At 59.2% G+C, this 12,221-nt stretch carries 11 protein-coding genes; 5 read left to right on the forward strand and 6 right to left on the reverse strand.

All coding sequences use genetic code 11. From position 1 onward, the window contains the following. The first annotated feature begins 206 nt into the window (after positions 1-206). The 3 genes from IH881_03825 (at position 207) to IH881_03835 (ending at position 4,492) form a co-directional block, all read left to right on the forward strand. Complete coding sequence (locus tag IH881_03825; protein MCH7866800.1) at positions 207-2,690, forward strand: MMPL family transporter; 2,484 nt, start codon at positions 207-209, stop codon at positions 2,688-2,690. Between the two features lie 10 nt (positions 2,691-2,700). Next, a complete protein-coding gene (locus IH881_03830; protein MCH7866801.1) occupies positions 2,701-3,273 on the forward strand; it encodes a Smr/MutS family protein in 573 nt (190 codons plus the stop codon). A 403-nt stretch (positions 3,274-3,676) separates the two neighbouring features. Continuing rightward, positions 3,677-4,492, forward strand: a complete 816-nt coding sequence (locus tag IH881_03835; protein ID MCH7866802.1) for a TetR/AcrR family transcriptional regulator — start codon at positions 3,677-3,679, stop codon at positions 4,490-4,492. On the opposite strand, the gene IH881_03840 is transcribed toward IH881_03835, so the two are convergent. The 3 genes from IH881_03840 to IH881_03850 form a co-directional block, all read right to left on the reverse strand. After that, entirely contained in the window at positions 4,473-4,766 is a 294-nt protein-coding gene (locus IH881_03840) for a hypothetical protein (protein MCH7866803.1), read from the reverse strand. The two genes, IH881_03835 and IH881_03840, sit on opposite strands and share 20 nt — an antisense overlap. Then, entirely contained in the window at positions 4,705-5,871 is a 1,167-nt protein-coding gene (locus tag IH881_03845) for a hypothetical protein (protein ID MCH7866804.1), read from the reverse strand. Before IH881_03845 ends, IH881_03840 begins: the two co-directional genes overlap by 62 nt. Positions 5,872-6,027: 156 nt before the next feature. After that, the gene (locus tag IH881_03850) at positions 6,028-6,468 is read right to left on the reverse strand and encodes an NfeD family protein (GenBank protein ID MCH7866805.1); all 441 of its coding nucleotides are present in this window, start codon (positions 6,466-6,468) and stop codon (positions 6,028-6,030) included. A gap of 205 nt (positions 6,469-6,673) precedes the next feature. On the opposite strand from IH881_03850, the gene IH881_03855 reads away from it, so the two are divergent. Next, complete coding sequence (locus tag IH881_03855; protein ID MCH7866806.1) at positions 6,674-7,255, forward strand: 3'-5' exonuclease; 582 nt, start codon at positions 6,674-6,676, stop codon at positions 7,253-7,255. A gap of 122 nt (positions 7,256-7,377) precedes the next feature. Here IH881_03855 and IH881_03860 read toward each other — a convergent pair whose 3' ends face one another. Next, entirely contained in the window at positions 7,378-8,088 is a 711-nt protein-coding gene (locus IH881_03860; protein MCH7866807.1) for a transposase, read from the reverse strand. A 253-nt stretch (positions 8,089-8,341) separates the two neighbouring features. Continuing rightward, the gene (locus IH881_03865) at positions 8,342-9,310 is read right to left on the reverse strand and encodes a hypothetical protein (protein ID MCH7866808.1); all 969 of its coding nucleotides are present in this window, start codon (positions 9,308-9,310) and stop codon (positions 8,342-8,344) included. 349 nt (positions 9,311-9,659) lie between these two features. Between IH881_03865 and IH881_03870 the strand changes: the two genes are divergently transcribed. Further along, a complete protein-coding gene (locus IH881_03870; protein MCH7866809.1) occupies positions 9,660-11,354 on the forward strand; it encodes an electron transfer flavoprotein-ubiquinone oxidoreductase in 1,695 nt (564 codons plus the stop codon). A gap of 29 nt (positions 11,355-11,383) precedes the next feature. Here IH881_03870 and IH881_03875 read toward each other — a convergent pair whose 3' ends face one another. Then, positions 11,384-12,220: a hypothetical protein gene (locus tag IH881_03875; GenBank protein MCH7866810.1), complete on the reverse strand. Its 837-nt coding sequence runs from the start codon at positions 12,218-12,220 to the stop codon at positions 11,384-11,386. Position 12,221: the final 1 nt, after the last annotated feature.

Consider the following 12,221-nt stretch of genomic DNA (forward strand, 5'->3'; position numbering starts at 1 on the left):
TGAAGACTCCAGAGCGCAGAACGCGAGCGGCGATCCAACGCGCTGGACGCAATTCTCTACAGCAAGGTCTGGAACTGGCCGAAACTGAAGACTCAGCTTCGCGATTGGTGTGACGATCGGTTGCGCAGCACTATGATGCGCTTCGCTCCTGTGCCGCCCTGGCTAGCTTCTGTGCCCAGCGCGCTCAATGAGCCCGGGAGTGGTCGATGGATACTCAACCCCAGCCCAGTAATCGCAGCGAAGTCGCCCTTACCAATTGGGGCCGTTGGATCATACGTCATCGCTGGGCTGCCATCGCGGTGCCACTGCTGTGCACGATCTATTTTGTTTCATACTTGCCACAGCTGACCATCGACAATTCCACCGAATCATTCCTTCACGCGGATGACCCCGCTTCCATCCTGTACCGATCGTTTCGCGACCGCTTTGATCGAGACGATCGCATCATCATCGCCCTGGCGCCCGAAGATACGTTCGGTTTCGAGTTTCTCCAGAAGCTGCGCCGCTTTCACATCGCCCTCGAAAACGAACTGCCTTACGTCGAAGAGATCACCAGCGTATTCAATGCTCGCTCGACCCGGGGAGAGGAAGACGAGCTCATCGTCGAAGACCTGCTGGAAGGCTGGCTCGACGAATGGCCCACTGATGCGGCCGCACAGCTCGTGGGTCTTCGCGAGCGAGTGCTCGCCAACCCACTGTTCGTCAACACCCTGGTTTCCGAAGACGCACGTCTCACGACCATAACGATCAAGCCCTTTACCTACTCGACCTTGAACGATTCGCAACTGAACGACGATGCGCTCGCCCAGTTCGATAGCGAAGACAGCTCCGAACCAGTCGAAGCCCCGGAAATGCTCACCGCCAAAGAAAATGATGAACTGATCTCGGAGATTCACGCAATCATCAAAAGCTACGCGTCCCCAGCCTTTCCCATTCATCTGGCGGGTGGGCTCGCGATGACGGATCACATCAACCGCTCGATGGAGCGAGACCTGGGGCCCTTCATGGGGCTGAGCCTGCTCATCATGCTCGGGTTGTTGTTTGCTCTCTTTGGTCGCTTGAGTGGTTCGCTCCTCCCGATCTTCGTGGTTTCACTCTCGGTCTTGTCGACCCTGGGCATCATGGTGATGATCAACATCCCGGGGTCCCAAGCAATACAAATTTTGCCCGTGTTCCTGCTCTCGGTGGGGATCTGCGACGCGGTCCACATTCTGACAATTGTCTACCAGCGCATGCGAGTTGGAGACGACCAGAACGAAGCCATCGTGTATGCCATCGGCCACTCTGGGCTCGCAGTCGTCATGACGAGCGTTACGACCGCAGCGGGCATGGCTTCTTTCGCGGCCGCGCCCATGGCTCCGATCGCTCAACTCGGAATCATCACGCCCATCGGCGTGATGTTGGCGCTCATCTATACCCTGGTTCTGTTGCCCGCAGTCCTGTCCGTAGTCCCCTTGCGACAACCCAAGGCCCACAGCAGCAGCTTGAGCGGCGCCCTTACCCGAACACTCGTTCGGGTGGGCGATATCTCGGCCGACCATCCCATGCGTGTCCTCTTCGCGACGGCGGGGGTGCTGTGCTTCTTTGCCTATGGCATCACCCTCGTCGTGTTTTCGCACCGCGCAACGGATTGGTTCCCGGAAGACGACCCCATGCGCATTTCTGCGCTACTGCTCGATGACCAACTCAAGGGAACGATGTCCCTCGAGGTCGTGCTCGATACCGGACGTGAAAATGGCCTGCTCGATCCCGACGTGTTGGCTCGCATTGAAGCGGCAGCGCGCCACGCCGAGACGATCAGAAGCGGGGAGCTCTTCATTGGCAAGGCGACTTCCATCGTCGACATCGTCAAGGAAATCCATCAGGCTCTGAACGAGAACCAGGCCAGTTTCTATCGGCTACCAACAGACCGAAAGCTGATCGCACAGGAACTGTTGCTGTTCGAAAACAGCGGCGTCGACGATCTCGAAGAAATCGTCGATACCCAGTTCCGGACCGCACGCCTCTCCCTGCGAGCACCCTTCGTAGACGCATTGCTGTACGAGCCTTTTATCGAGAAGGTGCGAGTCGAGCTCGGTGAAATCCTGGGTGACGACATCAAAATCGAAATGACGGGCTTCATGCCTGTCCTCACGACGGTCATTGCAGCGGTCATCACCAGCATGGCGCGTTCCTATACGATCGCGCTCTTTATCATTACGCCGCTGATGATGTTGTTGTTGCGCGATATTCGGCTCGGATTGATGAGCATGATTCCCAACCTCATTCCTGTGGTGGTCATTGTCGGAATGATGGGCTGGTTGGAGATACCGATCGATGCCACCACCATGATGGTCGGCGCCATGATTATCGGTCTCGCAGTCGATGACACGATCCACTTCATGCACAAATTCCGCATCTACTACTCGGAGACTGGCGAATCGAAACTCGCCATTCGCGCCACCCTCGAAAGTACCGGAGCAGCACTGCTCTTCACGAGCCTCGTACTCGCGGGAGGGTTTGGTGTCTTCTTGCTCGCCAGCATGATCAACACCCAGCGCTTCGGATTGCTTGCGGCGACAGGTGCGATCGTGGCCTTTCTCGCCGACCTCATCGTCGCACCGGCCCTATTGACCCTGGCTACCCGCAACGACCACCGAGCTCGGAACCAGAGCCCGGGAGAAGAGGTCGGAACGCTGGCATCGATGTGAGAAGACGGGCATGACAAAGCCGGGGCGTCCTCCAGCCAAAGACTCTGGAAAGAAAGAGTCGATCGACGGCGGAGACTTCGCCGCCGCAGTAGAAGCGATCGGCGGCGTCGAGCCATTGGATCGCTCGAAGCTGAGCGATCAAGCCCCTCCAGCGCAGCACCGCGCAAGTCTTGATGCCTCGGCGGGCGACAGCGAACCGGGCACCGCCCCGAAGTCGAACCGCGACTCGAACTCAGCACCAGGCAGCGAGTCCGTCGTCCGCGCCACGCGCGCGGAAATGCGTCGCCTGCGCGCCGGCAAGATTCGCCCGCAGCGAACCGTAGACCTGCACGGCTTCTCCCAGAGCAATGCCTACTCGAAGCTCTGCAATGACATTGGGCGGGCGGTTGCCGAAGACGTTTGCTGCTTGCTCGTAATCCACGGCAAGGGAATCAATTCTCCGGACGGGCGTTCCGTTCTCAAGCAGGCACTAGGGGACTGGCTCGCCCGGCCTCCCCTTGTCAGTCAGGTCACGGGTTGCTGTCCGGCACAACCTGCTGACGGAGGTGATGGCGCGTCATATTTGCTGCTGCGACCTGAATAAAAAACCCGCGAAGCGAGCGGCCTGAACCGTCCGTCATCGCGGGTAGACCCTATCGAGTGCCACCGCGGCAATACCCCAGTATTCAATGAATCACACTCTGTGATTCGACGGCGACGCTCGATCAGGCTGAAATCATGCTGCTCAATCTTCAATCTACGAGTCACCCTGCATCCTTTCCACTCGCATTGCTTTCTGGAGAAACGCCCGCAAGCTACTGGATTCATTCTATTTTCTGAAACATCAAGTCGCCACTCATATTCTTTTCACAGACTCGAGTCGGCCTGGGGGGAGATCCCCTATCGTGTGGATCACGGTGTGGGCACCGCGAAACTGTCGGTCCGCCGGCTTCGATGAGCTGAGTTCAATCGAGGTTGGGGAACGGACGGCGAAGGAGCGTTGCGCGATGCCCAGTGTAAACCGCGAGCCGGGACCCCAGTCCGAGGCCGAAACCATTCCAAGAGTTGCAAGAGCAAAGACGATCGACGCGGCGCGCGCGACTGCGGCGCTGCGCGCCGAGCCTAGAAACAGCTCGCGCAGCGATCGCACCCATGCTTCCAACATGCGTCGGGTCCCGCGTCAGGAACGATCGAAAATCATGGTGGACTGCATCCGCATCGCCGCTTCGGAAATTCTCGAGAAAGACGGCCCGACGGCACTTACCACGAACAACATCGCAGCCAGGGCCGGGGTGAGCATCGGCTCGCTGTATCAGTACTTCGCAAACAAGGAAGAGATCCTCGAGGCAGTGTTTCGCGAACAAGCGGATCGCAGCTTCGAGAGTTATCGCGATTGGGCGGACTGGTTGAAGACCCAGCCGCTGCGGGATGTGATCCGACTACTGGTGGAGCGGGCCGTGAAGCGACACCGCGAATTTCATTCGTTTCACCCCGAATTCTACCAACAACACCACGACGAACTACACGTGGGTCTGCGGCTGCGACCCAGCGACGGGGCCAATGACGACGGGGAGCCCTATGCCGTTACCTGGCTGCACCAGCTCTTCGAGGCGAGACGCGACGAACTTCGCGTACCCAATTCGCGACTCGCTTCCGTCGCACTCGCGTACGGAATGTCGGCAACACTCCACGGGCTGGTAGAAAACGATCTGAGCCTGCTCTACGAGGCTACGCTCGCCGACGACCTCACGGAAATGGTTTGTGGCCATCTCTTGCGCGATGAACCGGTGAGCGCAGCACTGGCTAGTGATCGTATTGGCTGACCGCGCCCTTGAGTTCGCCGGCAAGACCCGCCAGTTCTCGACAGTTGCCTTCGATCGTTACGGCACGATCTGCCGTCGATTGAACCTCGTCGCCAACTTCGTTGATGCTGCGCACCAGACTGCTCACGCCGCTTGAAGCATCGGCAGCACTGCGCGCGATCTCGCTCGCACCCACAGCCAGTTCCTCTGCGTTCTGCGCGACGTTCTTCGCGCTATCGCTGGCCTCGTTTACGTTGCGTTCGATCACCCGAACCGCGTCGGTCGCACTGCTCAACGCGTTCACCATATCCTCGGCGGTGGAATGCTGTCCAGCGACGGCGGATTCGATCGCGCGCGAAGTCGTATTGATCTCGGTAATGATGCCTACGATCTCTTGAATCGCCGACACCGCATCCGCGGTATTGGTCTGAATCTCTTCGACCTTGCTGGCAATTTCGTTGGTCGCCTCTGAGGTCTGCTTGGCGAGTTCCTTCACCTCGTTCGCCACCACTGCAAAACCGCGACCGGCTTCTTGCCGATGCGGCTTCGATCGTCGCGTTGAGTGCCAGCAGATTGGTCTGAGCGGCGATGTCGTCAATCACGCTGATCACCTTGCCAATTTCCTGCGCAGACTGACCCAGAGCGCTGATGATCTGATCTGAACGGGTCGCGGTGCCGGTGGCCCGTTCGGCAATTTCGACGGCATGGGTCGAATTCTCTGTCACTTTCACCATCGAAGTTTGCATTGCGGTTACGGCGCTCTCGGCAGAATCTACCGTGTTGGTCATCGTCGCAGCATTGTTGGAGATCGACACCAGGTTGGCGGACATCTCTTCGACTGCGGTCGCGACGTTGCGCACGTTGCTCGAAAATTCTTCTACTGCCGCCGCTACGGTATTGATGTTCGAACCCATCTCACCGGTCACGCCCGCCACCGACTCTGCGGTCTCCCGAATGTTACGGGTGTCGTGGGCCATGGCTTCGACATCAGACGTCAGCGTCTGCAAACCGGTGTCGAGTTTCCCTCCACTCGACACGACCGTCGTCAGGTTCGAGCGGAGTTTGCCAAACAAATCCGAGAGCGAGGAAGCAATTTTACCAACTTCACCGCTGGCGACTCCGGGATCGCAGCGAAAGTCTCCGCGGCCGGCCGCGTCGATAGACGCGAGCAGGTCCGAAAGCCCCGCCCCTCTCGAGCCAGAGTAGGTCGCGACAACGACTCCGAGAAACACACCGGCCAGGATCACAAGAGCCGGGCTGATGGGCGCGACTACGCAAAGCGCGAGCAACAAGTGCGAAGCAAGGATCCGGCCCTGGGGAGCCCGAGGGTCGAGATAGTCGAGCCACGGACTGGCCGTCGTTGCGGTTGGCTCTATCGACGTTGAATCTGATTCGCTCACTCTGATGATCCTCAATGTAAAGACAGCACTTCGCTCCATCGCAAACAGTCGTATTGCATTCGCCGACGAAAGGGTTTCCCCTTCATCGCACGATCGCAGCGGTGGCTTGAACTTCGAATGGGTTTGCAGCTGGTTCTCACAACCGATCGAATCGGTTCAGTCGTTTCCGTCGTCGACTACGGTCACGACAAATCTGTTGACCGAGATGACGCGGATCTGGGTCCCACGGCTGAGGTTCGAAATTCCTTCAGCAGGTCGTGCCGACCATCGCTCCGCGCCCAGGCGCACCGAACCCTCCGGGGTGAGAGCGTCAACCACGACCCCGCGCAGTCCCACCAGCGCAGCCGTGCCGTGGGGCGGCCCCGGTCCATAGGCGGCCCGGACGAAGCGATACATCAGTGCATCTTTGATACACCAGCCAACGAAGAACGCTGCGGCGGTTAGCAACGACAACAATTCGGTCGCGTGGAGCCATACCAGCAGGAAGCCCACCAGGATGGCGCCGGGAATTTGAAGCAAAATGTACTTCCGCAGCGTCTTGCCGGCTTCTTGGGACTCACGTGTTTTCTCGTCTGACGGCTGATCCAAGGTCTCCATCCACCGTATCCATGGCGCGGACTGCACGCGGGACAAAAGGTTGAGCGGCTCAACCCTATCGCGTTCGGGAGTCGGGAGCCCATCGGCGCTTCACCCGGACACCGAACGGTTCTTCGGCCGCACTTTGCTGCTAGAGTTGCGCCGTTTCGTCCGCATTCCCGGGCTGCAGTGACCGTTCCGCATTTACCGATCTAGGAGGCCGCGATTGAAGGCGCTGATCTTCGATACCGAGACCACAGGCATGGTGAATTGGAAGCAACCGCCAGAGCACCCGGGACAGCCCGATCTCGTACAGCTCGCCATGTTGTTGGTCGATCGCGACGACTGGTCGGCCAAGAATCAAGTGTCTTTTATCGTGCAGCTCGCGCCAGGCGTTCGGATCGAACCCGAAGCCCAGGCCACTCACGGAATTTCAGCCGACGATTGTGAACGCTACGGCGTCGCCCCGGTCGTGGCCGTTTCTTTATTCAATCAACTCTGTATGCAAGCCGACGTAATCGTCGCCCACAACATCAGCTTTGATCAATCGATCATGCTCACCGCCCTTCATCGCCTGGGCAACAAGCCCAACCGAATGGAGGGAAAGGCCCTGGTCTGCACAAAGGAGGCTACGACCGACGTCTTGAAGCTGCCGGGCAAGTACAACAGCTACAAATGGCCCACCCTGGCCGAGGCGTACTGCCACTACACGGGACTCGAGATCGAAGGCGCCCACGATGCGCTAGCGGACACGCAGGCTTGTTTGACGGTGTATCGAGCGCTGGTCTCTGAAGGGGTACTGCCGTAGGACACGTGGCGGGGGGATCCTTCTACCCGGCTTGGTTGCACTTTAGGCGGTTAGGGAAAAGGGCGGTTTGGTAGTGCGGACGGGGTGGGCGTCGGCGAGAGGGTTGGGGTGGGGGAGAGTTCTTAGCCAGGTATTGCGGAGAGGTCGATTAGGCCGCGTCTGCGCCAGCCTTTGCTGAGGAGCCAGCTCGCTGCCTTGGCGACTCCTACTTCTTCCTGGGTGGATGCCTTCACGCGCAAGCTCTTTGAGCTTGCGCGCCAGCCGTCGAACTGGCTGCCCGAAGAGGCTTCATCGATCTTCACCGGCGGCGCATGCCCGTTCCGCTGTTTGAAGTGCTTTCGAATGTTGAGAAGTACATAACGAAGCGCGTTGCGCACCTGCTGGGGCGAGGTGAGAAGCTGAACGTGATAGCGGCCTGCAATCACCTTACCTGTGCGCTTAAAGACTCGATTCACAGCCAGTGCAAACCGCGCAGCAATCGACTTCATGCCCCGGGAGAGGGCATCTTGAGACTCCGCCTCAACGATCATGTGAAGATGGTTGTGCTGGATGGAATACTCAACCAACCGAAAGTCGCCGCGCTCACACCCCTGGGCGAAGGTCTTCCGCACTTCCATTACGAGTGATCGTCGCCGAAGGTTCGAGAGCCCCTTTACTACGCGCAACGTCACATGGGCGGGAGTAAGTTTCTGAAACTTAGTTCGCTGTCGATGAGGCACCTGGCCCCGCCCAACCCGCTTGGCCCCAGCCCCTTTGCGCGGCCCGCCATGCCCAGAGGTCATGCGCTTCTGCAAGACATAGTCAGCGAGTTCCAACTGCTTGATTACTGCCATGCCTCTACTGTAGCAGAACCATCGCTCTTATTAACACAATAATGAGTCAGATAAATAAAATAAACACAACTACAATTCGCGAACTTTCATTCACCCCCTGTCCGCGCCACCACCACACCCCGCACCAACCCACCACCCCTCAACCACCCTTCCCCCCTCATCGCCCAAATGGCAACATGCCCAGTAAAGCGAGGGCGCCCGAGGCCTACTCCCAAAGCCTCGCAACCCAACCCCGCCGAACCGCGCGCAACCCCTACGCATCAACCTTCGACAGCCGCCGCTGAATCTCGCCAACCAACGACTCGGCTAGCTTCAACAAGTCTGGGCCAGAGTCTTCGTCGACCAGCTTTCCGAATCGCGACAGGGCTGATTCTGCGAACTGTAGATAGCTCCGTTCATCGTCGCCGGGGTCGGAGGCGAGCCAGTCCTCGAAAGACTCGAGGCTCAGGGCGTAGGCCCCGACTGAGAAGCGGATCATTCCGGTGGCGTAGCTTCGCAATCGAGCGAGTTCTGCGCCCTTGGGGTCGCCCTGTTTGGTCCGGGCCTTTGTGAGCTCCTCCAATTTGTCGAGACACGCGATGGCCTCGCTGAAGAAAGCGCTGGCGAGATAGGAGTGCGCTGCGACGCGATAACCGGCGGCAGTGTCGCCGTGGATTTCAGCCAGGATGGTGGCCAGGTCGGTTTCGAAAACATCTTCGATGAGTTTGTGATTCTCCACCAGGCTGCGCGTAACCAGACCGCCCTCGGGATTGGCCGCCAGCAGGGCGAGGAGTTGGTCGCGGGTTTGATCGAGCAACAGTTCGGTTTCTCGCAGTGCGTCCAGTGTTCGATCCGCTCCAGCAATTTGGATATGCTCGAGTTCGCGGAAGAACTTGCCGTCGTCGCGCCCGTGCTCTTCGAGCAGGCGCTCGACCTTGGGCATGTAGATTTCTTGTTGATAAAGATTCTCGCGCAGCTTCATGGCTTCGTGGAACAGAGAGCCCACCGTCAAGTCGAACAAGACTTCGTTGTGGATCTGGGACGAAGCGCCCGGGTCTCGACGAAACAGCGCGTGACACCGCTCCTTTAGACGAAAAAGAACGCTGTCGTCCGAGTCGCCAACCAGCTGCGCCACGTCGTCAAAGCACGGTTCTCCCTGCTGAAAGCGATCAAACACCGTGCGCAGTGTTTGGTTGACGGTGACGTACTCGCGAACGAGTTCGACGAATTCCCATTCATTCATGGACGGGACCGGAGCCAACTCGCGCGCGGCGGAACGAAACAAAACTAATCGGTACGATCCCTGGGGCAAGGTCTTCGCGGCCCTCTACGGCATTCTCGGAAACCATCAGTTTGGGCCTTGTGTCTCGATTGGCTGGAGCAGGTTGCAATTGAATTGAGAGCGGTCGTCGGGTGCGACGAAGTCGAGATTAGAAAAGCCGCTCGCATGGGTCAACGAACACCGGGTCGATCGCGACATCCCTGCTTTGCGCCCGATCAGAGTCTTCCCTACCCTGCGCCCGAGTCCAAATGGATACGCGAAGGGGTTGATTTCGAACCGATTTCAGAACTGGAATCGTGTCGGAGAACAAATGATGAGCGAGCCCGAACGAGAAAGCATGGAAGTCGACGTCCTCTACGTCGGAGCGGGGCCCGGCAATTTGGCCTCGGCCTACCATCTGGTCAAGCAGATCGAGGCGCAGAACGCGGCAGCTGAGGCGAATGGTGACACACCGATCGAAATGCCCGTCATCTTGGTCATCGAAAAGGCCGCCGGGCTCGGCGATCACCAGCTTTCCGGAGCCGTCATCAATCCCCGGGCGATCGAGGAACTGATGCCCGACTTCGTCGAGCAGGGCTTCCCCACCGAATACGTCTGCAACGACTCGCAGTTTCGCATGTTCTGGCGCAGCGGCGACATCAAGTTTCCCATCTGTCCGCCCCCCTTCTACAAGAACGGCTATCACATCGCGTCGCTGAGCAATGTGGTCAAGTGGCTCGGAGCAAAGTGCGAAGAAATCGGGATCGATATCTACCCCGGCTTTGCAGCGTCGGAGATCCTCACCGAAGGAGATCGCGTACTCGGTGTCCGAACCGGTGACATGGGGATCGCCGCCGACGGCAGTCACAAGCCCACCTACCAGCCCGGAATGGACATCCTGGCCAAGGTCACTGTGCTCGGAGAAGGTGTGCGGGGCAACTGCACCAAGCAACTCCTCGATCTATTCGAGATGCACGGCGCCAACCCGCAGACCTACGAGACCGGCATCAAGGAAATCTGGCGCGTCAAGCCGGAGAAGCACAAGCCGGGCCGCGTGATTCACGGTTCCCTGTTGCCCGAACTCGCCAGCGGACTCAATGGCATGTGGCTCTACGACATGAAGGACAACCTCGTCTCCTACGGTTTTGTAACCGGCCTGAGTTCCGAGAACCCCAACAACGATCCGCACCTCGCCTCTCAGATCTTCAAGACCACCGCCTTCATGCGCGATTTGTTGGATGGAGCAGAGTTGATCCGCTACGGCGCCAAGTGCATCCCCACCGGATCACTCTACGCCCAGCCCAAGCTCTACTGCAACGGCGCCATGATCCTCGGCGACGGAGCGAGCATGCTCAACATCATGAAGCTCTCGGGGGTGCACATGGCCATGAAGAGCGGAATGTTGGTGGCCGAAACCATTATTGACGGACTCATCGCCAACGACTTCACTGCGCTTACCCTCGGCGCCTACGCCGAACGCTTCCGCGACAGTTGGGCCTACCAAGAACACCTCGAGTCGCGCAATTTCACGGGCTCGATGGAAATGGGCACCCCGTTCGCGATGGGTTTGAACCTGCCGATCATGATGATCACCGGAGGCCGTGGCCTGATCGATCCGATCAAGACACACCCGAGCCACACGGGGATGAAAAAAATCTGGGAATTGCCTCGGAGTCAACAGGAGCCCGAACCCTTCGAGTTCGACGGCGTGCTGACGTTCAGCAAGGAGCACCTGGTCGGCTTCAGCGGTGCGACCCACGAAGTAGATCAGCCTCACCACCTCAAGGTGGCGGACACCAACATTTGTTCAAACGAGTGTGCGCGGGACTACGGCAATCCGTGCGAAAAATTTTGCCCGGCTGCGGTGTACGAAATGGTGGAAAACAAAGAGAGCGGCGTGAAAGAACTCTTCATCCACCACGAAAACTGCGTCCACTGCAAGACCTGCGACATTGCAGACCCCTATCAGATCATTACCTGGACGACTCCGGAAGGTGGAGAAGGCCCCGACTACACGCAGATGTAGTTTGGAGGGTGTAGTAGCGCCGCTCGGCGTTACATCGTCGCCAGCGCTTCGTCCAGGTGTTCGAGTTGTGAGGGCTCGCTCGCTACGAGCAACGTCGCCGACTGCGTCTGCATGTCGTCGGGAAATTCCGAGCCATTCGCCGCCCGAACCAGTGCCCCACCTTCCCGGGCGATCAAGACCCCTACCCGCCCGCGGATACTGATGCCGAGTTCCGAGTCGGACCAGCGCACTCCGGCGCACACTCCCTTGACCAGGGGAGCGACCGCGACCGCGCCACCACACGCCGGGATCACTTCGTAGTTCCGCGAACGCAGCGCGTCCATCACCGACTCGGGCATTCCGTGGGAGACGAGAACCCGATTGCCATCGCAAGCGGCCCGAATGGGCCGGCGCACTCGGCCGCTGACCAACGCGAATGCGCCCTGGCCGAGTGTTGCGTCGAAGAACAGCCCCTCGCGCGGAAGCGAAACCAGGGCGGCCCGATAGATTCCCCGAACCGCCAGCCCGACGATCACCGCGTAGGGGCCACTCGCCTCGAGGTAGGAGCGGAGCGTGCCATCGATCGGGTCGATCACCACTTGCGCGTCCGCGTCCTGGGGAAACTTCGCGACCAACTCGGTGTCTTCTTCCGCGGCCAGACACACGTCTGGATACAACTCGAGCAAGGCTTTGAGAATGATTTCCTGGGTCCCGACGTCGGCCGAGGTAAGGGCTTGCTTGACGGCTGAGGTCTCGTTCAGTTTGGGCGCATTGCTGACCCTGCCCTCGAGACTGCGCGCGAACTCGGCCGCGCACCGGACCGCAGGCCCAAGTTTTTCGGCAAACTCGCCGTGACACGCCCGTTCGATTGGACTCGTACCCGACATC

The organism is Myxococcales bacterium (assembly GCA_022563535.1).
Lineage (GTDB): Bacteria > Myxococcota_A > UBA9160 > UBA9160 > UBA4427 > DUBZ01.